This is a genomic window from Plasticicumulans acidivorans, from assembly GCF_003182095.1.
Lineage (GTDB): Bacteria > Pseudomonadota > Gammaproteobacteria > Competibacterales > Competibacteraceae > Plasticicumulans > Plasticicumulans acidivorans.
This window is the reverse complement of sequence record NZ_QGTJ01000002.1, coordinates 299,872-322,232: the sequence shown is the minus strand read 5'-3', so window position 1 is coordinate 322,232 and position 22,361 is coordinate 299,872. Positions and strand designations below refer to the sequence as shown.

Below are 22,361 nucleotides of genomic sequence, written 5' to 3'. Positions count from 1 at the left end.
GGCGGCGGTGCCCGTTGTGACCGACGGTCCGGCCGCGGGTTTCCCGCGCTCAGCTCACCGCGCCGACCTCGCCCAGCGCCACCATCAGCATCGACAGGTCGACCCGCGGATTGGTCTTGAGCTCGGCGAGCACGCCGGCGAAGCGGTCGAGGGCGGCGCGGTTCGGCGTGTACCAGGCTTCGAGCCACTGCGACGGCGTGTGCGTTTCGTCGGCCGGATCGACGCTGCGCAGCACGTCCTTGGTCAGCCGCCGCTGCTGCGTGTACAGCGCATCGAGCAGTGCGGTGCGGGCGCGGTGCTGCCAGTGGTTGTTGGCGCCGAGGTGATCGAGCGCCTGGCGCAGCCAGTCGAGTTCGAGCGCGTCGATCAGCGAGAAGTAGACCAGTGCCACCCGCTGTGCCGGCACGCCGGTCTGCGCGGCGACCTCGATGATGTCGAGCGTGGAATACAGCGGATCGAGGCTGGCGACCCACTCGGCGATCTCGTCGGGCACGCCGGCACTCTGCAGCTGCGCGGTCTCGGTGTGCAGCGCTTCGCCGGCGCGGCCCGGCATCAGCCCCTTCATCGACAGCAGCAGGGCGATGTGCGGCGCGAAGTATTCGACGGTCGGCGCGATGTCGAGTGGCGGGCGGCGGTTGCGCAGCAGCCACAGGCAGGCCCGCGTCAGCAGCGACTGGCTGGCCGAGATCATGTCCATCTGCAGCGTCGCCGGCACGCGGTTGTCGAGCGCCTCGATCGCGTCCCACAGCCGCGGCATGTCGAACATGTCGCGTGCCGCGGCATAGGCGCGGGCGATCGCCGAGCTGGTGGCGCCGCACTGCTCGTTGACGCGGAAGATGAAGGTCGAGCCCATGCGGTTGAGCATGGAATTGGTGATGACGGTGGCGATGATCTCGCGCTTGAGCGGGTGGCGGTCCATCGCCTCGGCGTAGCGCTGGCGCAGCGGCTGCGGGAAGTAGGTGTGCAGCGTGTCGCGCAGGTGGCGGTCCTCGGGCACATCGGAGGCGAGCAGCTCGTCGTAGAGCGCGATCTTCGAGTAGGCCAGCAGCACGGCGATTTCCGGCGCCGTCAGGCCGCTGCCGGCGGCCTCGCGCTCGGCGATCTCGTCGTCGGCCGGCAGGAACTCGATGCGGCGGTTGAGGCGGCCGGCCTTTTCCAGCTGACGGATGACGCGGGCGTGGTCGCCGAGCAGTTCCGGCGCCTCGCGCACGGCGATGGCGATGGTCTGCGGCTGCAGCACGTTCTGACGCAGCACCAGGCTGGCGACTTCGTCGGTCATCGCCACCAGCAGCTCGTTGCGCTGCTTGAGCGTCATGTCGCCGTCGGCGACGACATGATTGAGCAGGATCTTGATGTTGACCTCGTGATCCGAGCAGTTGACGCCGGCGGAGTTGTCGATGGCATCGGTGAGGATGCGGCCGCCGGCGCGGGCGTATTCGATGCGCCCGCGCTGGGTGAAGCCGAGGTTGCCGCCCTCGCCGACGACCTTGCAGCGCAGCTCGCTGCCGTTGACGCGCAGGCCGTCGTTGGCGCGATCGCCGGCGTCGGCGTGCGACTCGCCGGCGGCCTTGACGTAGGTGCCGATGCCGCCGTTCCACAGCAGCTCGACCGGCGCGCGCAGCAGTGCGCTGATCAGTTCGGTCGGTGCCAGCCGCGTGGCCTCGATGCCGAAGGCGGCCCGCGTCTGCGCTGACAGCACGATCGACTTCGCCGTGCGCGGGAACACGCCGCCGCCGGCCGAGATCAGGCTGGCGTCGTAATCGGCCCAGGAGGAGCGCGGCAGCGCGAACAGCCGCTCGCGCTCGGCATAGCTGCGCTCGGCGTCGGGCTCGGGGTCGATGAAGATGTGGCGGTGGTCGAAGGCGGCGAGCAGGCGGATGTGGCGCGACAGCAGCATGCCGTTGCCGAACACGTCGCCGCTCATGTCGCCGATGCCGACGACGCTGAAGTCCTCGTTCTGGATGTCCTTGCCGAGTTCACGGAAGTGGCGCTTGACCGATTCCCAGGCGCCGCGCGCGGTGATGCCCATCTTCTTGTGGTCATAGCCGGCTGAACCGCCGGAGGCGAAGGCGTCGCCGAGCCAGAAGCCGTATTCCTGCGCCAGGCCGTTGGCGATGTCGGAGAAGGTCGCCGTGCCCTTGTCGGCGGCGACCACCAGATAGGGGTCGTCGGCGTCGTAGCGCACCACCCGCAGCGGCGCCACCACCTGGCCGCCGAGCAGGTTGTCGGTGATGTCGAGCATGCCGCGCATCAGCGTCTGGTAGCAGTGCACCACCTCCTGCATCAGCGCCTCGCGCTCGGCCGGTGGCCGCTTGACGACGAAGCCGCCCTTGGAGCCGACCGGCACGATGACGGCGTTCTTCACCTGCTGCGCCTTGACCAGACCGAGCACCTCGGTGCGGAAGTCCTCGCGGCGGTCCGACCAGCGGATGCCGCCGCGGGCGACCTTGCCGCCGCGCAGGTGGATGGCCTCGGCGCGTGGCGAGTAGACCCAGATCTCGAACATCGGCCGCGGCAGCGGCAGCTCGGGGATCTTCGCCGGGTCGAACTTGAACGACAGGTATTCCTTGGGCAGGCCCTGGGCGTCGGGCTGGAAGTAGTTGGTGCGCAGCGTCGCCAGGATCACCGCCAGGAAGCGGCGCAGGATGCGGTCCTCGTCGAGGACGGCGACTTTTTCCAGCTCGTCTTCGACGGTGCGCACCAGGTAGTCGGCCTGTGCCTCGTCCGGGTGGTCGGCGTCGAAGCGGGCGTGGAACAGCGCCGCCAGCCGTGCGCTGATGCCGGCGTGCTTGGCCAGTGTCTCTTCCATGTAGCTCTGCGAGAACGGCACCCGTGTCTGCAGCAGGTATTTGCCGTAGGCGCGCAGCATCACCACGTCGCGCCAGTCGATGCCGGCGCCGAGCACCAGGCGGTTGAAGCCGTCGTTCTCGATGCGCCCGTCCCAGACGTGGGCGAAGGCTTCCTCGAAGGTGGTGCGGGCGCGCTCGACGTCGACGCGCACGCCGGGCGCTTCACGCAGGTCGAAGTCGAGCACCCACAGCGGCTCGCCGTCGCGCGGCTCGACGTCGTAGGGGTGGGTTTCCAGCACCGCCAGGCCCATGCGTTCGAGCATCGGCAGCACCTCGGACAGCGGCACCATCGGCGCCCGGCCGCAGAGCTTGAAGCGCAGCCAGCCGGCCGGTGACTCCGGCGGCTGGTACAGGTACAGCGCCAGCGGTGAGCCGGCGCGCACCGCCTCCAGCCGTTCGATGTCCCCGACCGCGCTGCGCGGCGCGAAGTCTTCCTTGTAGGCGGCGCTGAAGGCGCCGGCGTAGCGGTTGAACAGCGCATTGCCGTGGCCTTCGCCGAGGGCTTCGACCAGTGCCGCCTTGAAGTCGTCCTCCCAGGACAGCATCGTCTCGCGCAGGCGCGCTTCGAGCTCGTCGGCGTTGTAGGCGGGGATCTGGCCGGGCGTGGTGCTGATGGTGATGTGCACGCGGGCGAGCACCGATTCGCCGAACTCGGTCGAAAAATCGATCGCCTCGCCATTCAGCGCCGCCGCCAGGATCGACTGCATCTTCAGCCGCATCTCGGTGTTGTAGCGGTCGCGCGGCGCGTAGACCAGCGCCGAGACGAAGCGCTCGAACGGGTCGGTGCGCAGGAACAGGCGCAGGCGCTGGCGCTCTTCGAGGTGGAGGATGCCGATGGCGGTGTGGAACAGCTCGTCGTCGTTGGCCTGGATCAGTTCATCGCGCGGGAAGGTGGTCAGCACGTGCATCAGCGCCTTGCCGGAGTGGCTCAGGCGCGGCAGGCCGGCGCGCTCGATCACCGCATCGGCCTTGGCGCGCAGCAGCGGGATGTCGAACGGCGAGCTGTGGTAGGCGCTGGAGGTATACAGGCCGATGAAGCGCCACTCGCCGACCACCTGGCCGCTTTCGTCGAAGCGGCGCACGCCGAGGTAGTCGAGCTGGGCCGGACGGTGCACGGTGGAGCGGGCGTTGGCCTTGGTCAGCACCAGCGGATGCGGCGCCAGCGCCAGCGCGCGGTGGCGCGGCGGCAGTGCGCTGATGTGCGTCGGCGGATTGCTGTTGATGCTGCGGCGCAGGCCAAGTCCGGTGCCGACCTCCGGGCGCAGGTAGGTTTCGCCGGCTTCCTCGGTCAGGCGGTAGGCGCAGAAGCCGAGCAGCGTGAAGTGGTTGTCGGCAACCCAGTCGAGAAAGGCGCGCGCCTCTTCGACTTCGGCCTGCGGCAGCGGCAGCCGCTCCGGGTCCATCTCGTCGGCGATCTCGTGCAGCCGTGCCAGCATTCGCGGCCAGTCCTCGACCGCCGCGCGCACGTCGCTGAGTACGCGTTCGAGCTCGCCGCGCAGTGCCGTCAGCGTCGCCGTGTCGGTTTCGCGGTCGATCTCGAAGTGCATCACCGCCAGCTGCAGGCCCTCGGCCTCGCGCGCTTCGTGGATGGCGACGATGGTGCCGGCCTCGTCGGTGCGGATCGCCATCACCGGATGGATCAGGCGGTGCACGGTAAAGCCGTGACGGTTCAGCGCCATGCTGATCGAGTCGACCAGGAACGGCATGTCGGTGACGATCAGCTCGATGACCGTGTGCGTCGAGCGCCAGCCGTATTCGTCGTGTGTCGGGTTGTAGACGCGCAGCCCGGTCTCGCCGAGCGGGATCGAATGCAGGAAGTTCCAGTGCGCGAGCACGGCGCCGTAGAGATCTTCGAGATTGTCGTCGAGCAGGTCGTCCGGCGGCACCCGGGCGTAGTACTCGCGGGCAAACGCCGCGGCGACTGCACCGCCCTGCACCAGCCGCTCTTCGAGGCGCGTGGCGACACGCTCGATGAGTTCCTGCTTTCTGTCGGCGGGATTGGCCATGCCTGCAAAGCCTCTCTTGCTTGCCTGGGGGGCGTCCCGTCAGCGGGACGCGTGCCGGCAAGTCTAGATGGCGGCTGCGGGGATGGCGGCGCTGGCCGCGCGCGGCGTGTGCAGGCGCGTGAACGCAAACGGCCACGCGCCGCCAGTGGCAGCGCGTGGCCGTGGCGCGGGGCGGCTCAGGACGCGGTCAGGCGGGTCATCGCCTCGCGGTACTTGGCGGCGGATTTTTCGAGGATCTCCTCAGGCAGCAGCGGCCCCGGCGCCTTTTTGTTCCAGTCCAGGGTTTCCAGGTAGTCGCGCACGAACTGCTTGTCGAAGCTCGGCGGGTTGACGCCGGCGCGGTACTGGTCGGCCGGCCAGAAGCGCGAGGAATCCGGGGTCAGCGCCTCGTCCATCAGCACCAGTTCGCCGTGCTCGTCGAGGCCGAACTCGAACTTGGTGTCGGCGATGATGATGCCGCGCGTCAGCGCGTAGGCCGCGGCCTCCTGATACAGGCGGATGCTGACCGCGCGCACCTGCGCGGCCAGCTCCTCGCCGATCTTTGCCATCACCGTCTCGAAGCTGACGTTCTCGTCGTGGTCGCCGACGGCGGCCTTGGTCGAGGGCGTGAAGATCGGTGCCGGCAGCTTGTCGGCGAGCTTGAGCCCGCTCGGCAGCGCGATGCCGCAGATCGAACCGGTCTGCTGATAGTCCTTCCAGCCCGAGCCGATGATGTAGCCGCGCACGATGGCCTCGATCGGCAGCCCGCGCAGCTTGCGCGCGACCACCGCGCGGCCGGCGACGCGCGCGCGTTCGGCCGGGTCGGGCAGGGCCTGCTCCAGCGTCACCGTGGCCAGGTCGAGGTGGTTGCGGATGATGTGGCGCAGGCGGGCGAACCAGAAGTTGGAAATCGTCGTCAGCGTCGCGCCTTTGCCGGGGATGCCGGTCGGCAGCACGACGTCGAAGGCGGAAAGGCGGTCGCTGGCGACCATCAGGATGTGCTGGTCGTCGATGCCGTACACGTCACGGACCTTGCCGCGGTAGATCAGCGGCAGGCTGGCCAGTTCGGCAGGGGTGTCGGCGAGGATGTCGCTCACGGGCGGGGCTCCGGCGGGGGTCGAACAGGGCGCGAATTGTGCGCCGCGTGCCGGGCAGCGCCAAGTCACCGTGCAGCGCGGATGCGATCCATCAGTGCGTGCGTGACGTGGTACCGTTTCGATGATGCACCGCCGCATCGCCAGCACCGCGACGCCGGTCGGCGGTCTACGGTCGCAGGCGTCGCGGCGTTATGCTGGAAGCACACTATGAACATACCCTCCGAAGTCCTGCCCACCGGCCTGATGCTGACCTCGCACCTGGCGCTGGCCACGCTGGGTGTCGTCGCGGTGCGCCAGGCGCCGTGGCGTGCGCTGACGGCAAATTCGATGCAGCACGTGCTCGGCGGCGCGCTGGTCTCGCTGCTGCTGCTGTGGAGCTTTCGCGCCGGCGTCACGCCGGGGCTCGGTTATCACTTTCTCGGCGTCACCGTGCTGACGCTGATGTTCGGCTGGTCCTTGGCCACGCTCGCCGTCATCGTGCTCGGCCTCGGTCTGGCCGTCTCCGGCAAGCTCGACTGGTACGAGCTGTCGCTGACGATGCTGCTGACCGGCGTGCTGCCGGTGACGATCAGCTACCTGATCCAGCACTGGGTGACGCGCCGGCTGCCGACCAATCCCTTTGTCTACATCTTCGTCTGCGGCTTCTTCGGCGCGATCTTCGCGGCACTGGTGACGGTGCTGGCAGTGGTCGGCGTGCTGGTGCTGCTCGATGCCTACAGCTTCTCCCGCATCGCCCGTGAATACCTGCCGTTCCTGCCGCTCTACCTGTTCCCGGAAGGGCTGATGAACGGCATGCTGACGGCGGTGTTCGTCGGCCTCAAACCCGAGTGGCTGCGCACCTTCGACGAAGCCCGTTACTTTCGCAGCTGAACCGAGCCGAGCCTGTATGTACCGCGATCACCCGTTCGTCCTTCACCGTAGCGGAGCGCCCCGATGAGCTGGTGGGGCAAAATGATGGGCGGCGCCGTCGGCTTCATGTTCGGCGGTCCGCTCGGCGCGATGTTCGGCGCCGCGATCGGTCACAACTTCGACCGCGGTGTCGAGCGCCTGACCACCAGTGATGAGCGTGAGCGTGAAACCAGCGCCGAACAGGCCTTCTTTACTGCCGCTTTCACCACGATGGGCGCGGTCTGCAAGGCCGACGGTCGCGTCTCCGAGGCCGAGCTCGATGCCGCCCGCGCGGTGATGACACATCTGCGCCTCGACGGCGAGCAGCGCCGCGCGGCGATGCGTCTGTTCACCGAGGGCAAGCGCCCGGACTTTCCGCTGGTCGACGTGCTCGACGGCTTCCAGCTCGCCTGCCTGCACCGCAACGACCTGCTGCGGCTGTTCCTGGAGATTCAGGTCGGAGCCGCCTGGGCCGAGGGCGAGCCGCATCCGCAGCAGCGCGCGCTGCTCGCCGATATCTTCAACCGCCTCGGCATTCCGCGCTTCCAGCTCGATGCGATGGAGCAGCTGATCCGCCTGCAGCGCGGCGGTGCGCAGTCCGGCGGCGGCTACGAGCACTCGCGGCGCGGCAGCGCCCGCCCGCACCCGCCGACGCTGACGCAGGACTACGCCACGCTGGGCATCGATTCGAGCGTCTCCGACGATGAGCTGACCCGCGCCTACCGTCGCCTGCTCAGCCGCCACCACCCGGACAAACTCAGCGCCAGCGGCGCCTCCGAGGCCGAACTCAAGCGCGCCGCCGAGCGCACCCACGCCATCCGCTCGGCCTACGAGCGCATCCGTGTGGCACGCGGGCTGGACTGAGACGGCATCCGCACACGGCAATCCGCCGCCGAATCGGGTAAATTGATGCCCTTTTCGCACACGGGCCGTGTCACGCACGCGGTCGGAGTCAGCAAGATGGCGGATTACCTGATCGCTCCCTCGATCCTCTCGGCGGATTTCGCGCGCCTGGGCGAGGAAGTCGACAACGTCCTCGCCGCCGGCGCGGACATCGTCCATTTCGACGTGATGGACAACCACTATGTGCCGAACCTGACCATCGGGCCGCTGGTCTGCGAGGCGCTGCGCAAGCACGGCGTCAGCGCGCCGATCGACGTGCACCTGATGGTCGAGCCGGTCGATGCGCTGGTGCCGATGTTCGCCGAGGCCGGCGCCAGCTACATCACCTTCCACCCCGAGGCGAGTCGGCACATCGACCGCACGCTGCAGCTGATCCGTTCCTGCGGCTGCAAGGCCGGGCTGGTGTTCAACCCGGCGACGCCGCTCGACTGCCTGAAGTACGTGATGGACAAGCTCGACATGGTGCTGCTGATGTCGGTCAACCCCGGCTTCGGCGGCCAGAGCTTCATCCCGGCGACGCTCGGCAAGCTGCGTGAGGCGCGCGCGCTGATCGACGCCAGCGGCCTGCCGATCCGCCTGGAGATCGACGGTGGCGTCAAGGTCGACAACATCGGTGCGATCGCCGCCGCCGGCGCCGACACCTTCGTCGCCGGCTCGGCGATCTTCAGCACGCCGGACTACGCCGCGACCATCGCGCGGATGCGCGCCGAACTCGCCGAGGTCCACGCCTGATGTTCCATGACATCGATGCCGTGCTCTTCGATCTCGACGGTACGCTGGTCGACAGCGTGCCGGACATCGCCATCGCCGTGGACCGGCTGATGGCGGCGCTCGACCTGCCGGCGCGCGGTGAGGCCAAGGTGCGCACCTGGGTCGGCAACGGCTCGGAAAACCTGATCCGCCGCGCGCTCACCGACTCGATGGACGGTCAGGCCGACGCCGAGCTGATGGCGCGCGCCCGCCCGCTGTACCGCCGTTTCTATGCCGACTGCGTCTGCGTCTACAGCACGTTGTACGCCGGTGTCGCCGACTGCCTGCAGGCGCTCGCCGCGCGCGGGCTGCCGCTCGCCTGCGTCACCAACAAGCCGGCCGAGCTGGCTGCACCGCTGCTGACGCGCATCGGCATCGAGCGCTATTTCGCGACGCTGGTCGGCGGTGAATGCACGCCGGCGCACAAGCCGGCGCCGGATGCGCTGCTGCTCGCCGCCGAGCGCCTCGGCGTGACGCCGACGCGCTGCCTGATGGTCGGCGACTCGAAAAACGACATCGGCGCCGCGCGCAATGCCGGCTGCCCGGTGGCCGCCGTGCCCTACGGCTACAACCACGGCCGCGACATCCGCGAGTCGGCGCCCGACGTGGTCGTCGCCAGCCTCGCCGAGCTGCCGGCGCTGATCGCCTGAGGCGCCATCATGATCCCGACCGAGACCCAGCCGATCGACCTGCGATGGCGTGCGCGCGCCTGAGTTACCGCGCCGTTTCGCCATCGCATCGTCCTTTCGCCGAATCACCGAGGTCTCGTCATGAACGCTTCCGAATTCGCCGCGCTCGCCGCCGCCGGCTATAACCGCATTCCCGTGGTCCGCGAAGTCCTCGCCGACCTCGACACGCCGCTGTCGACCTATCTCAAGCTCGCCGACGCGCCCTACACCTACCTGCTCGAATCGGTGCAGGGCGGTGAGAAATGGGGGCGTTACTCGATCATCGGCCTGCCGGCGCGCAAGGTGATCCGTGTGCGCGGCCACGAGGTCAGCGTCGAGCACAGCGGCGAGATCGTCGAGCACGCCGAGGTCGCCGATCCGCTGGCCTGGATCGAAGCCTTCCAGCGTCGCTTCCGCGTGCCGGAAAACCGCGAGGGCCTGCCGCGCTTCGCCGGCGGTCTGGTCGGCTATTTCGGCTACGACTCGGTGCGCTACGTCGAGCCGCGACTGGCATGCTGCCCGAATCCCGATCCGATCGGTGCGCCGGACATCCTGCTGCTGGTTTCGGAAGACGTCGTCGTCTTCGACAACCTCGCCGGCAAGCTCTACGTCATCACCCAGGTCGACCCGGCGGTCGAACGCGCGCTGGAGCGCGCCGAGCAGCGCCTCGACGAGCTGGTCGAGCGCCTGCGCAGCGGCTCGACCGCCTATGAGCACGGCGAGCGCCGGCCGCTCAGCGAGGCCGATTTCGTCTCCGGCTTCACCCAGCAGGGCTTCGAGGCGGCGGTCGAGAAGATTCGCGAATACATCTTCGCCGGCGACTGCATGCAGGTGGTGCCCTCGCAGCGCATGAGCGCGCCGTACACCGCTGCGCCGCTCGACCTCTACCGCACGCTGCGCAGCCTCAACCCCTCGCCGTATATGTATTTCTTCAACCTCGGCGAGCTGCACATCGTCGGCTCCAGCCCGGAGATCCTCGCCCGTCTGGAGGACGGCGTGGTTACCGTGCGGCCGATCGCCGGCACCCGCAAGCGCGGTCGCGACGAGGCCGAGGACCGGGCGCTGGAGGCCGAGCTGCTGGCCGATCCGAAGGAGCTCGCCGAGCATCTGATGCTGATCGACCTCGGCCGCAACGACGCCGGACGCGTCAGCGTCACCGGCAGCGTGCACATCACCGAGCAGATGGTGGTCGAGCGCTACTCGCACGTCATGCACATCGTCTCCAACGTCACCGGCCGGCTGCTGCCGGGGCTGACGGCGATGGACGTGCTGCGCGCGACCTTCCCCGCCGGCACTGTCAGCGGCGCGCCGAAGATCCGCGCGATGGAGATCATCGACGAGCTGGAGCCGGTCAAGCGCGGCATCTATGCCGGCGCCGTCGGCTACCTGTCGTGGAGCGGCAACATGGACACCGCGATCGCGATCCGTACCGCGGTGATCAAGGACGGCGTGCTGCACCTGCAGGCCGGCGCCGGCATCGTCGCCGACTCGGTGCCGCGCAGCGAGTGGGAAGAGACGCTGAACAAAGGGCGGGCTGTGATGCGTGCCGCCGCGCTGGCGGCACGCATCGGCGACTGAGCATGCGGCGCGACCGCTGTCGCGCGCGGCCCTCAGTCCGCCAGCGCCGCCGCTGCGCCGAGCAGCGCCGGGTTATCGGCCGTGATCAGGTAGCAGGGGATCGCCTTCAGGTAGTCGCTGAAGCGGCCCTTGTCCTCGAAGCGTGCACGAAACCCCGAGGCGGCGAAGAACCCGGGAAAGCGCGGCAGGATGCCGCCGCCGAGGTAGACGCCGCCGCTGGCACCGAGCGTCAGCGCCAGATTGGCGGCGGCCGTGCCGAGCATCGTGCAGAAGCGCTCCAGCGTCTGCTGGCACTGCGGACAGCTGGCGTTGAGCGCGCGCCGGCTGATCTCGGCGCTGTCGAGCGGCTCGGCGGCGACGCCGGCGATCTCGCACAGCGCCTGATACAGCAGCGGCAGGCCGAGGCCGCCGGAGAGCAGGCGCTCGGCCGAGACGTGCGCATGGCGCCGCCAGCTCAGGCGCAGGATCTCCAGCTCCAGCTCATCGGCCGGACTGAAGCTGACGTGCCCGCCTTCGCCGGCGAGGGCGATCCAGCCGTCGCTGCCGCTCGGCAGCAGGCCGGAGACGCCGAGGCCGGTGCCGGGGCCGAGCAGTGCCTTCGGCCCGCGTGCGGCGGCCACGCCGCCACCGATCTGCAGGCAGTCAGCGGCGGCAAGGCGCGGCAGCGCCAGCGCCAGCGCGGTGAAGTCATTGATGACTTTGAGCTGCTGCAGACCGAGGCGCTGGCGCACGGCTTCGATCGAGAACGACCAGTGATGGTTGGTCATGCGCACGGCATCGCCGGTGATCGGATTGGCGATGGCGACGACGGCCCGCTGCGGCTGGGCGCCGCTGTCCGCCAGATAGGCGGCGATCGCGGCATCGATGCCGGGGTAGTCGGCGCAGGGCAGCGTGCGGATCGCACGCGGCAGCGCGTGCGCTGCATCGAGCAGCGCGAAGCGGGCATTGGTGCCGCCGACGTCGGCGAGCAGGGCGGGCGCGTTCGGAGTCAGGGGCGGCTGGGGCATGCGGCTCTCCACTCACAGCATGAAGCGAGGAGCTCGATGATGAGCGCATTGCGCAGCGTTTGTCCGCCCGTCGCGACCGGCGGGCGTGTGCGGCGGTCGCCGCTGGCCTTCGCCGCCGGGGTGTTCACCGCCTCGGGGCGGCGATGGCGAGGGGTTCCGCCATCCTTGTTGCTCGGGGCAGAATGTCCGCCCTGCCGGACGGTGCCAACGCCGCACGCTTGCAGGAGCAGGCATTGCAGCGCTCTCGGATTAACTCATGCCAAAAGGTGTTTTTTGCCATGCTCCTGATGATCGATAACTACGACTCGTTCACCTACAACCTCGTGCAGTATTTCGGTGAACTGGGTGCGGACGTGCAGGTGTTTCGCAATGACTGCATCACGCTCGACGAGATCGAGCGGCTGGCGCCGAGTCATCTGGTGCTCTCGCCCGGGCCGTGCACGCCGAACGAGGCCGGCGTCTCGGTGCCGGCGATCGGACGCTTTGCCGGGCGGCTGCCGATCCTCGGCGTCTGCCTTGGCCACCAGAGCATCGGCCAGGCCTTCGGCGGGCGTATCGTGCGCGCCAAGGACGTGATGCACGGCAAGGTGTCGCCGGTGGTGCACCACGGCGCCGGCGTGTTCGCCGGCCTGCCCAGCCCGCTGACGGCGACCCGCTACCACTCGCTGGTGATCGAGCAGAGCAGTCTGCCGGACTGCCTTGAGATCACCGCCTGGACCGAGCACGCCGACGGCTCGATCGATGAAATCATGGGGGTGCGGCATCGCACGCTCGATGTCGAAGGGGTGCAGTTCCACCCGGAATCGATCCTCACCGAACACGGCCACGCGATGCTGGCCAATTTCCTCAAGCGCTGAGCGGGGAGCACAGCCGATGGACATGCAGAACGCCATTCGCCGCGTCGTCGAAGGGCAGGACCTTTCGGCCGCAGAGATGACCGACGTGATGCGCCTGATCATGACCGGCGCGGCGACGCCGGCGCAGATCGGCGGTTTTCTCGTCGGCCTGCGCATGAAGGGCGAAACGGTCGATGAGATCGCCGCCGCCGCGCGGGTGATGCGCGAGCTGGCGACGCCGGTGCAGGCGAACGGCGAGCACGTTGTCGACATCGTCGGCACCGGCGGTGACGTTTCCGGCAGCTTCAACGTGTCGACGGCGTCGTCGATGGTGGTCGCTGCCGCCGGCGGCACCGTCGCCAAGCACGGCAACCGGGCGGTCAGCGGCAAGACCGGCGCCGCCGACGTGCTCGAAGCCGCCGGCGTGCGCCTCGACCTGCCGGTGGCGCGCATCGAGGAATGCATCCGCGAGGTCGGTGTCGCCTTCCTGTTCGCGCCGCAGCATCACGGCGCGATGAAGCACGCGATCGGTCCGCGGCGCGAGATGGCGGTGCGCACGATCTTCAACGTGCTCGGCCCGCTGACCAATCCCGCCGCTGCGCCGAACGAGGTCATGGGCGTGTTCAGTCCGGCGCTGGTCGAGCCGCTGGCCGAGGTGCTGATGCGCCTGGGCAGCCACCACGTCATGGTGGTGCACGGCGAGGACGGCCTCGATGAGATTTCCATCGGTGGGCCGACCCTGGTCGCCGAGGGGCGCCACGGCCATGTGACGAGCTATACGATCGCGCCGGAGGACTTCGGCTTCAAACGCGCACCGCTCGATGCGATCCGCGTGGCCTCGCCGGCCGAATCGCTGACGGTGATCCGCAACCTGCTGGCCGGCGAACCCGGGCCGGCGCGCGACATCGTTGCGCTCAACGCCGGTGCCGCGATCTATGTCGCCGGCCTGGCGGAATCGCCGGCCGAGGGCGTGGCACGCGCCCTCCAGGTCATCGCCAGTGGTGCGGCGCAGGCGAAGTTCGCCGAGCTGATCGCCTTCACGCAACGGGCGGCTTGAGACGATGCGCGAGACTCCGGACGTTCTCAAACGCATCATCGCGCGCAAGCACGAGGAGATCGCCGAGCGCTCGGCGCGGGTGTCACTGGCCGAGCTCGAAGCCCGTGCTGCAATGGCGGATGCGCCGCGCGGTTTCACCGCCGCGCTGCGTGGCAAACTCGCCGCCGGCCGCTCGGCGGTGATCGCCGAAGCCAAGCGCGCCTCGCCGAGCAAAGGCCTGCTGCGCGATCCCTTCGATCCGGCGGCGATCGCGCGCAGCTACGCAGCCGGCGGTGCCGCCTGCCTGTCGGTGCTGACTGATGCCGACTTCTTTCAGGGCCACGAGGACTACCTGATCGCCGCGCGTGCGGCCTGCACGCTGCCGGTGATCCGCAAGGACTTTCTCGTCGATGCCTACCAGATCGCCGAGGCGCGCGCGATCGGTGCCGACTGCGTGCTGCTGATCGCCGCCGCCCTCGACGATGCGCCGCTGCGTGATCTGTATCAGCAGGCACGCGGGCTGGGCATGGACGTGCTGGTCGAGGTGCACGATGGCGAGGAACTCGAACGCGCACTGGCGCTCGATCTCGATCTGGTCGGCATCAACAACCGCAATCTGCGCAACTTCGAGGTGACGCTGCAGACCACCTTCGGCCTGCTGTCGCAGGTGCCGGCCGGGGTCACCGTCGTCACCGAAAGCGGCATCCTCGGGCGCGAGGACGTGCTGGCGATGCGCGAGCACGGCGTCGATGCCTTCCTCGTCGGTGAGGCATTCATGCGCGCGGCCGACCCCGGCGCCCGCCTTGCCGAGTTGTTTGCCTGAGCCGGCGTCTGCCGCCGGTTCGTCATCCTGCTTTTTTACGCGGCGGCATGCTGCCGGTCGCGGAGGTCTGTCCGTATGAAAGTAACCGTGAAGTGGCTCGACGAGATGACCTTCGTCGGCGAGACCGAGAGCGGCCACGCCGTGGTGATGGATGCTGCCCCCGATGTCGGCGGCCATAACCTCGGCGCGCGGCCGATGGAAATGCTGCTGCTCGGCACCGGCGGTTGCTCGTCGATCGACGTCATCCACATCCTGAAGAAGGCGCGGCAGGCGGTCAGCGACTGCCGCTGCGAGGTCAGTGCCGAGCGTGCGGCGAGTGATCCGAAAGTGTTCACCAGGATCCATCTGCACTTCGTCGTCAGCGGCCAGGACCTGTCGGAAAACCACGTGCGCCGCGCCGTCGAGCTGTCGGCGCAGAAGTACTGCTCGGCCTCGATCATGTTTGCGCAGATCGCCGAGGTCAGTCACAGCTACGAAATCAGCGCCTGAGCAATGCCCGAGAAACCCTTGAAACGACGGTGACTTGTCACCGTCGTTGGTTATACTCCGCCGTTTTTTAACGGCCGGCCGTGTGTGCTGCCGACGTAACCGTGGGGGGTAAGACCGAGGTGAAGCCAAAACCTCTGCCGCGCCTGAAGCTGATGGGCTTCAACAATCTGACGAAGACGCTCAGCTTCAACATTTACGATATCTGCTACGCCGCGAGCGCGGAGGAGCAGGCGCAGTACATGGCCTACATCCATGAGATGTACCGTGCCGAGCGCCTGACCGAGATCCTCGTCAACGTCTCGAACATCATCGGCGCGAACATTCTCAATATCGCCAATCAGAACTACGAGCCGCAGGGGGCGAGCGTCACCATCCTGATTTCCGAGGAGCCGATCGCTGCCGAGCAGCTGTCGAATTCGATGTCGCCGGGGCCGATGCCGGGGGCGGTGGTCACGCATCTCGACAAGAGTCACATCACCGTGCACACCTACCCGGAGGGCCATCCGGACAACGGCATCTGTACTTTTCGCGCGGACATCGACGTTTCGACCTGCGGGCGCATCTCACCGCTGAAGGCGCTGAATTACCTGATCCACAGCTTCGATTCCGACATTGTCACGCTCGATTACCGGGTGCGTGGCTTTACGCGCGATGTCGAGGGGCGCAAGCACTTCATCGATCACAAGATCAATTCGATCCAGAACTACCTGACGCCGGATACGCGCGACCGCTATCACACCATCGACGTCAACGTGTACCAGGAAAACATCTTCCACACGAAGATGATGTTGAAGCAGTTCGACCTGAACAACTATCTGTTCGGTGTCGAAAAAGAAGACGTGCCGCCACGCGAGCAGCAGCGCATCGCGGCGAGTCTCAAGCGCGAGATGTCGGAAATCTTCTACGGCAAGAATCTGCGCCGCGGCATGCGTTATTCCTGAGCGCCGGCGGGCTGCACGGCCGGCGACTCGTCGGCGCGCGCAGCCGTTCAGACCCAGTAGACGCTGCCGGTCATCAGCTTCGAGGTGCCCTTCATCGCCAGGCGTACCGGCAGCGGCAGAGCGGCGGCACCGGCACTGATCGCGGTGCTGGCGTGCTGGCCTTCGTCGACCTTCATCTGTTCGATGATCGCGCGACTGGTGCCGTCATGCGTCGGCAGGCGCTGCAGGTGGTCGTCGAGATGGCGCACCACCTGGCGTTCGGTCTCGGCGACGAAGCCCAGGCTCCAGCGGTCACCGATGCGCCCGGCCAGCGCGCCGATGGCGAACGAGCCGGCATAGAACAGCGGATTGAGCAGGCTGGTGCGCCCGCCGAGTTCCTTCACGCGCTGTTCGCACCAGTCGAGGTGGTCGTTTTCCTCGGCGGCGGCGTGTTCCATCTTCTCGCGCACGGTATCGAGGCGGGCGGTCAGCGCCTGGCCCTGATACAACGCCTGCGCGCAGACCTCGCCGGTGTGGTTGATCCGCATCAGCCGTACGGCGAGGTCACGCTCCTGCTCGGCCAGTTCGCCGTCTTCCGCCTCTCTGGCGGGATGGGGGCGGCCGGTGGTGGCTGGGCGGCCGAACAGGGTGCGCACGGCCTGATCGACTTGGGTGATCAGGTGATCGATGGGATTCGGGCGACGCAGGCTCATGGGGACGACCTCAAAGGCGTTGGGAGTCTTAAGGCGATCATAAGTCCTCGGCCGCACGGACCGGAATCGCTGTCGTGACGCAGTGCGGGCGCCGGCGTCATACTCCATGCCTTTCGAGGGAACGTCAGAGAGCAGCCCCCATGTCCCACTATCGCCATCACGTATTCTTCTGCACCAACGAACGGGCGCCCGACGCCGGTCGGCAGTCATGCGGCCCCTGCGGCGCCATGGCCGCGCTGGAGCATGCCAAGGCACGCGTGCAGGCGCTCGGCCTGACCGGTGCCGGCAAGGTGCGGGTCAACAAGTCCGGTTGTCTCGACCGCTGCGAGCTCGGCCCGCTGCTCGTCGTCTATCCGGAGGCGGTCTGGTACACCTATGTCGATAACGACGACATCGACGAGATCATCGACGAGCATCTGGTCAACGGCCGCATCGTTGAACGTCTGCGCCTGCCGGACTGAAAAATGCTTGTCATCAGCGCGATGACTGATTAACATGCGCGCCCTCGACCGGGCATGGCAGTTGTTTGTTGCCCTGGCCGCGAATTGAAAATACAGAATTCTTCAGCCCGCGCCTTTCGAGCGGGGTCGCGCCGGAACCGGACGACCATCGCCGCCGCGGGCTTTCCCTTGGAGCGAATGATGAAGACCTTCAGCGCCAAGCCGGCTGACGTCAAGCGTGACTGGTTCGTGGTCGACGCTGCCGACAAGACCCTCGGCCGCCTGTCCACCGAGATCGCCCGTCGCCTGCGCGGCAAGCACAAGGCCGAGTACACCCCGCATGTCGACACCGGTGATTACATCATCGTCGTCAATGCCGAGAAGATCCGTGTCACCGGTAACAAGGTGCAGGACAAGGTGTACTACAAGCACACCGGCTATGTCGGCAACATGAAGTCCTTCACCTTCGAGAAGATGATCGAGCGTGCGCCGGAGCGCGTGCTCGAAATCGCCGTCAAGGGCATGCTGCCGAAGAACGCGCTTGGCCGTGCGATGTATCGCAAGCTCAAGGTGTATGCCGGCCCGAAGCATCATCATGCGGCCCAGCAGCCGCAGGTTCTGGACATCTGAGCCCCGCGGCTTCTGACAAGGTTCTGAAGATATGGCTGAAAATCAGTTCTATGGTACCGGTCGTCGCAAGACCTCGACCGCCCGCGTGTTCCTGTCGCCGAACGGCAACGGTGAAATCACCGTCAACGGCCGCGCGCTGGACATCTATTTCGGTCGCGAGACCTCGCGCATGGTCGTGCGCCAGGCGCTCGAAGCCGTCGATGCAGTTGGCCGCTTCGATCTGAAGATCACCGTCATTGGCGGCGGCATGACCGGACAGGCTGGCGCCATCCGTCACGGCATCACCCGTGCGCTGATGGCCTACGACGAGAGCATGCGTCCGACGCTGCGCAAAGCCGGCTTCGTCACCCGTGACGCCCGTGCGGTCGAGCGCAAGAAGGTCGGTCTGCGCAAAGCCCGTCGCGCTGTCCAGTTCTCCAAGCGCTAATGCAATTTATGTACCGGAGCTTGTGTTTCGTTTAAAGCTCCGTTACATTACGCGCCGGATATTTGGGGGATCGTCTAGCGGCAGGACTACGGACTCTGACTCCGTCAACCTAGGTTCGAATCCTAGTCCCCCAGCCAATCAAATCAACGGCTTGCCTCAATCGGGCAGGCCGTTTTTGTTTGCGGCCCGGATTGAAGCTACATGTGATTTAGTGGATCACATCGACGAAGGCGGAGCAGGAAGCTGGCGGCAGCATGCGCCGATTTGCTTGACACGACGTTACGGCAGATCTGAACCGAGACCTGGCTCGGTAATGGCGTTCAGGCCCTTGGTCGAGGCCGGTTTCGGGGTCCGTGCGCCAACCTGATTGGCATCTGGATCAGTCGTGCATGGCGTTTTGTCGAATGCGATGGCGCTGTGCCTGCATCATCGAGCAGAGCACTACGGCCTCTGTCTTTCTGACCGCATGGTATGTCTGCAAAGTCAGTGCGTAGGAGGGCTGCCGGCACTGGAGTTGCCAGGGTCGGTCGAATCCCCAAAGAGCCCCCGCAGGCTTGAAATTTCAGTTCAGTCGATACGCATGCCGCGGCGGGCGTCGGCGCTGTAGATCAGCAGCGCCGCCCAGATGCAGCCGAAAGTGATCATGTGCACCGGCGTGAACGGTTCGCCGTAGGCGAAAACCGCGAGCAGCATCTGTCCGCTCGGCGCCAGGTACTGGAAAAACCCCAGCGTCGACAGTTTCAGCCGTTTGGCGGCGTTGGCGAACCACAGCAGCGGCAGCGCGGTGATCAGCCCGGCGCTCATGATCCAGGCGCGCTGGCCGCCGTCGGTGAGCAGGAAGGCGCAGGCGTCGCCGGCTGCCAGCCACAACAGGTAGCCGAGGGCGAGCGGAGTGGCGAGCAGGGTTTCGACGGTCAGGCCGACCAGCGGCTCGACCGGCGCCAGCTTGCGGATCAGGCCGTAGCAGCCGAAGGTCAGCGCCAGCGTCAGTGCCACCCACGGCAGCGTGTGCAGCTGCAGGCCCTGATTGACCACGCCGGCGGCGGCGATCAGCACCGCCAGCCATTGCAGCGGCCGCAGTCGCTCCTTGAGCAGCAGCATGCCAAGCACGACGTTGAGCAGCGGGTTGATGAAATAACCGAGGCTCGCTTCGAGCACCTGGCCGCGCTGTACCGCCCAGACGAACAGCAGCCAGTTGCCGGTGACCAGCAGCGTGCTCACCGCCAGCACTGCCAGCCGGCGCGGCGAGCGCAGCGTGGCGAGGAATTCCGCGCCGCGGCGAAACCAGGCCACCAGCGCCAGCGTCACCAGCAGCGACCAGACCACGCGATGAGCGACCAGCTCGGCGGCGTCGACACCGTGGATCTGCTTCCAGAATGCCGGCATCAGGCCCCAGCTGGCGTAAGCGAGCAGCGCATAGATGCCGCCGGCGACGAAGTCGCTGCGGCGGGCGGGAAGCGGGAGGACGGCGGACATCGGGGGGCTCCAGCGGCGGGCGGCGGGCGGCGGCGCAGCATGGGTGAGCCCGCCGGTGACGACAAGCGGCGTTGGGCAGCCATGCAGTGAGCGCTGCACTGGCGCGTTCAGCAGCCATGTACGCTTGTCTTGCCGCTCAACCGCTGCCTATGCAGTCACCATGCGGGTGCCCGCGTAAGATCGCGCTTCCGCCGCCCGCCAGACTGTCCCCGCCGTCATGCCTCCGCTTCCCGCCCCCTCTGCCGCCCGTTCGCCGTGGCTCGGCATCGGCATCACCCTGCTCGCCGTGTTCGTGTTTTCGCTGCTCGACACCAGCTCGAAATACCTCGGCCAGCGCTACCCGATCGCGATGGTGGTGTGGGCGCGCTACGCCGTGCACACGCTGCTGATGCTGCTGGTGTTCGCGCCGCGCATGGGCGGATCGCTGCTGCATACGCGGCGACCGGGCATGCAGCTGCTGCGCGGGCTGTTGCTGTTCAGCGTCACCGTGCTGTTCGTCACCGGGCTGAAGTACATCCCGCTGGCCGAGGCCACGGCGATCATGTACCTGACGCCGCTGCTGGTGGTGGTGTTCTCGGTGCCGCTGCTCGGCGAGCGCGTCGATCGCGCGACCTGGCTGGCGGTGCTCGCCGGGCTGGTCGGCGTGCTGGTGGTGGTGCGCCCCGGCGGTGCGCTGCTCAGCTTCGCCGTGCTGCTGCCGCTCGGCGGCGCGCTGGCCAACAGCCTGTATCAGATCATCACCCGCAAGTTCAGCGGCAGCGAAAGCGGTGTCACCACCAATTTCATCACCGGCCTGTGCGGCACGCTGCTGGCGAGCTGCGCGCTGCCCTTCGTCTGGGTGACACCGACGTTGGCCGACAGCGCAGTGATGGGGCTGCTCGGCCTGTGCGGCTACGGCGGCCATGCGCTGCTGATCAAGGCTTTCGATTACGCCTCGCCGGCCTCGCTGGCGCCGTACACCTACAGCCAGATCGTGTCTTCGACGCTGATCGGCCTGTGGGTGTTCGAGGCACTGCCCGATGCGGTGTCGATCGCCGGCATGATACTGATCGCCGGCAGCGGCGTGTGGGTGGCGCTGCGCCGGCGGCGGGCGGCCTGAGCCGCCCGCGCCGGGTATCGCGTCATCGTCGGGGATCTGGCGAGGGCCGGACCCGCCGGCTCAGGCGGCCTGTGCCGCGGCCAGTTCACGCAGTGCGGCGAGGATTGCCGTCGGCTCGGCGCGGTGGCGCATCTCGCCATCGACGAAAGCCAGCACGACGCGACCGTCGCGGCCGACGACGAAGGTCGCCGGCACCGGCAGGCGCCAGCTGGCATCACCGTTGAAACTCGGCAGGTCGACGCCGAACACCTCCAGGCTGATGCGCCGCAGTTCGCCTTCCAGCTCGAAGGCGATGCCGCACTGCGCGGCGACTTCATTGCCGAGGTCGCTGAGCACCGGGAAGCTGAGCTGCTCACGCTCGATCAGCGGCAGCGAGTAATCCGGCAGCTCCGGCGAGATCGCCACCAGTTCGGCGCCGAGGGCGTGGATTTCCGGCAACACCTGCTGCAGCGCGCGCAGCTCGATATTGCAGAACGGGCACCAGGCACCACGGTAGAAACTCACCACCAGCGGACCGCGGGCGAGCAGTGTCTGACTCGACTGCGGCTGCCCCTGGGCGTCGTTGAGGGTGAACGCCGGCAGCGTGTCGCCGACGCCGAGCGCCTGCGGAAAGCGGCCGTCGGCGGCGAGTTCGCCGTAGGCGGCATCAACGCTGCTGAGGATGTCGGTCGGCACCTTTTCGCGGACGCCGGCCATGAAGTCATCGAGTTGCTGTTGCAGGGACATGCGGGGGTTCTCCTGGACGGGGGGAGGAATGCGCGGCCGGCGCAGGTGCCGGCCGTGCGGGAAACGGCCGATGCTCAGGCGCGCCAGCGGTACAGGCGGCGCACCGCGGTCAGCTGCAGCGGGCCGAGGCCGGCGGCGGCGGCCTCGGCGAACTGCGCCTCGGCGGCACTGAGCAGGCGGTTGGCGCCGGCGGCGGCGCTGGCGTAGCGCAAGTCCTTGAGCGCCAGTTCCAGCGGGAACAGCGGCTCGTGGCGGTCGGCGAGCATCTGCGCGCCGAGTGCCGCGAGCAGCGGGCTGGCGACCGGCAGCGCGTTGATCGCCTCCAGCGACGCCGGCAGGTCGAGGCCCTGGCGCAGCAGCAGCGCGCCGATTTCGGCGAGCGCACCGGCCTGCAGCGCGAACAGCGCGTTGACCGCGAGCTTCAGCGCCATGCCGGCGCCGGCCGCCGCGCCGGCGTGATGCACGCGGGCGCTGTAGGCGGCGAGCAGCGGGCGGGCGCGTTCGAGCACGCTGGCGTCGCCGCCGGCCAGTGTCACCAGCGTCCCGGCTTCGGCCTGCGGCCGTGAACCGACCACCGGCACGTCGAGAAAACCGGCGCCGCGGGCATCGACGGCGGCTGCCAGCTCGCGGGCCAGTGCCGGGCTCAGCGTGCTCGCCTCCAGCGCGATCGCGCCGCCGGCCAGGCCGGCGAGGGCGCCGTCGTGCGGATCGAACCAGACGCTGCGGCTGGCCTCGTCATCGCGCAGCAGGCTCAGTGCGAACTCGGCACCGATCAGTGCTGCGCGCGGCGTCGGCGCCGGTTCGGCACCGATGGCACAGAGGGCGGTGAGCGCTGCCGGCGAACGGTTCCAGACGCATACGGCGTGGCCGGCGGCGAGCAGGCGCTGGGCGACGCGCGCGCCCATCGCGCCGAGGCCGAGGACAGCGACGCGGCTCATCGGCAGGCTCCGGCAGGGCGGGCGGGGAAGCGGGGGCTGGTGGGCATGACAGTCGCCTCGGCGGTGAAGGTGACTGCAGGCTA

At 68.0% G+C, this 22,361-nt stretch carries 21 protein-coding genes and 1 tRNA gene; 15 read left to right on the top strand and 7 right to left on the bottom strand.

Annotated elements, in window-relative coordinates; all coding sequences use genetic code 11:
- Positions 1-49: 49 nt before the first annotated feature.
- Together C7443_RS04080 and C7443_RS04075 are read right to left on the bottom strand one after the other, a co-directional pair.
- Positions 50-4,855: an NAD-glutamate dehydrogenase gene (locus tag C7443_RS04080; protein ID WP_110017288.1), complete on the bottom strand. Its 4,806-nt coding sequence runs from the start codon at positions 4,853-4,855 to the stop codon at positions 50-52.
- Between the two features lie 176 nt (positions 4,856-5,031).
- A complete protein-coding gene (locus C7443_RS04075; protein WP_425467068.1) occupies positions 5,032-5,922 on the bottom strand; it encodes a phosphoribosylaminoimidazolesuccinocarboxamide synthase in 891 nt (296 codons plus the stop codon).
- Positions 5,923-6,138: 216 nt separating this feature from the next.
- Between C7443_RS04075 and C7443_RS04070 the strand changes: the two genes are divergently transcribed.
- From C7443_RS04070 to trpE, 5 genes are all read left to right on the top strand, one after another.
- A complete protein-coding gene (locus tag C7443_RS04070; protein ID WP_170123485.1) occupies positions 6,139-6,801 on the top strand; it encodes an energy-coupling factor ABC transporter permease in 663 nt (220 codons plus the stop codon).
- Between the two features lie 63 nt (positions 6,802-6,864).
- Positions 6,865-7,683 carry a co-chaperone DjlA gene (gene djlA / locus C7443_RS04065; protein ID WP_110017286.1) on the top strand — a complete coding sequence of 273 codons (819 nt, stop codon included), beginning with the start codon at positions 6,865-6,867 and terminating at the stop codon, positions 7,681-7,683.
- Between the two features lie 96 nt (positions 7,684-7,779).
- On the top strand, positions 7,780-8,454 hold the full coding sequence (gene rpe / locus C7443_RS04060; RefSeq protein WP_110017285.1) for a ribulose-phosphate 3-epimerase: 675 nt from the start codon (positions 7,780-7,782) through the stop codon (positions 8,452-8,454).
- The gene (locus C7443_RS04055; protein ID WP_110017284.1) at positions 8,454-9,122 is read left to right on the top strand and encodes a phosphoglycolate phosphatase; all 669 of its coding nucleotides are present in this window, start codon (positions 8,454-8,456) and stop codon (positions 9,120-9,122) included. The genes rpe and C7443_RS04055 overlap by 1 nt, the downstream gene beginning before the upstream one ends.
- A 120-nt stretch (positions 9,123-9,242) precedes the next feature.
- Positions 9,243-10,718: an anthranilate synthase component I gene (trpE, locus tag C7443_RS04050; protein ID WP_110017283.1), complete on the top strand. Its 1,476-nt coding sequence runs from the start codon at positions 9,243-9,245 to the stop codon at positions 10,716-10,718.
- A 32-nt stretch (positions 10,719-10,750) separates the two neighbouring features.
- Here the strand turns inward: trpE and C7443_RS04045 are convergent, their stop codons facing one another.
- Positions 10,751-11,725: a glucokinase gene (locus C7443_RS04045; RefSeq protein WP_110017282.1), complete on the bottom strand. Its 975-nt coding sequence runs from the start codon at positions 11,723-11,725 to the stop codon at positions 10,751-10,753.
- A gap of 278 nt (positions 11,726-12,003) precedes the next feature.
- Here C7443_RS04045 and C7443_RS04040 point away from each other — a divergent pair, with 278 nt between their 5' ends.
- The 5 genes from C7443_RS04040 to speD all read left to right on the top strand — a co-directional run bounded on the left by C7443_RS04040 (position 12,004) and on the right by speD (position 15,850).
- Entirely contained in the window at positions 12,004-12,582 is a 579-nt protein-coding gene (locus C7443_RS04040) for an anthranilate synthase component II (RefSeq protein ID WP_110017281.1), read from the top strand.
- Positions 12,583-12,598: 16 nt separating this feature from the next.
- Entirely contained in the window at positions 12,599-13,618 is a 1,020-nt protein-coding gene (gene trpD / locus C7443_RS04035) for an anthranilate phosphoribosyltransferase (protein ID WP_110017280.1), read from the top strand.
- A 4-nt stretch (positions 13,619-13,622) separates the two neighbouring features.
- Positions 13,623-14,420: an indole-3-glycerol phosphate synthase TrpC gene (gene trpC, locus C7443_RS04030; protein ID WP_110017279.1), complete on the top strand. Its 798-nt coding sequence runs from the start codon at positions 13,623-13,625 to the stop codon at positions 14,418-14,420.
- Between the two features lie 75 nt (positions 14,421-14,495).
- Positions 14,496-14,909, top strand: a complete 414-nt coding sequence (locus C7443_RS04025) for an OsmC family protein (RefSeq protein WP_110017278.1) — start codon at positions 14,496-14,498, stop codon at positions 14,907-14,909.
- A 152-nt stretch (positions 14,910-15,061) separates the two neighbouring features.
- Complete coding sequence (gene speD / locus C7443_RS04020; RefSeq protein WP_110017277.1) at positions 15,062-15,850, top strand: adenosylmethionine decarboxylase; 789 nt, start codon at positions 15,062-15,064, stop codon at positions 15,848-15,850.
- Between the two features lie 47 nt (positions 15,851-15,897).
- Here the strand turns inward: speD and coq7 are convergent, their stop codons facing one another.
- Positions 15,898-16,542, bottom strand: coding sequence for a 2-polyprenyl-3-methyl-6-methoxy-1,4-benzoquinone monooxygenase (gene coq7, locus C7443_RS04015; protein ID WP_110017276.1), 645 nt, complete (start codon positions 16,540-16,542; stop codon positions 15,898-15,900).
- A gap of 140 nt (positions 16,543-16,682) precedes the next feature.
- Between coq7 and C7443_RS04010 the strand changes: the two genes are divergently transcribed.
- The 4 genes from C7443_RS04010 (at position 16,683) to C7443_RS03995 (ending at position 18,176) form a co-directional block, all read left to right on the top strand.
- Complete coding sequence (locus C7443_RS04010) at positions 16,683-17,003, top strand: (2Fe-2S) ferredoxin domain-containing protein (RefSeq protein ID WP_110017275.1); 321 nt, start codon at positions 16,683-16,685, stop codon at positions 17,001-17,003.
- 180 nt (positions 17,004-17,183) lie between these two features.
- A complete protein-coding gene (gene rplM / locus C7443_RS04005) occupies positions 17,184-17,612 on the top strand; it encodes a 50S ribosomal protein L13 (RefSeq protein ID WP_110017274.1) in 429 nt (142 codons plus the stop codon).
- 31 nt (positions 17,613-17,643) lie between these two features.
- A complete protein-coding gene (gene rpsI / locus C7443_RS04000; protein WP_110017273.1) occupies positions 17,644-18,039 on the top strand; it encodes a 30S ribosomal protein S9 in 396 nt (131 codons plus the stop codon).
- A gap of 63 nt (positions 18,040-18,102) precedes the next feature.
- Positions 18,103-18,176 (top strand) — tRNA-Gln (locus C7443_RS03995).
- Positions 18,177-18,606: 430 nt separating this feature from the next.
- Here C7443_RS03995 and rarD read toward each other — a convergent pair.
- The gene (gene rarD / locus C7443_RS03990; RefSeq protein WP_110017272.1) at positions 18,607-19,515 is read right to left on the bottom strand and encodes an EamA family transporter RarD; all 909 of its coding nucleotides are present in this window, start codon (positions 19,513-19,515) and stop codon (positions 18,607-18,609) included.
- Positions 19,516-19,732: 217 nt separating this feature from the next.
- Here rarD and C7443_RS03985 point away from each other — a divergent pair, with 217 nt between their 5' ends.
- Complete coding sequence (locus tag C7443_RS03985; protein WP_110017271.1) at positions 19,733-20,614, top strand: DMT family transporter; 882 nt, start codon at positions 19,733-19,735, stop codon at positions 20,612-20,614.
- 60 nt (positions 20,615-20,674) lie between these two features.
- Here C7443_RS03985 and C7443_RS03980 read toward each other — a convergent pair whose 3' ends face one another.
- On the bottom strand, positions 20,675-21,340 hold the full coding sequence (locus C7443_RS03980; RefSeq protein ID WP_110017270.1) for a peroxiredoxin-like family protein: 666 nt from the start codon (positions 21,338-21,340) through the stop codon (positions 20,675-20,677).
- A gap of 74 nt (positions 21,341-21,414) precedes the next feature.
- Complete coding sequence (locus C7443_RS03975) at positions 21,415-22,278, bottom strand: NAD(P)-dependent oxidoreductase (protein ID WP_110017269.1); 864 nt, start codon at positions 22,276-22,278, stop codon at positions 21,415-21,417.
- Positions 22,279-22,361 lie beyond the last annotated feature (83 nt).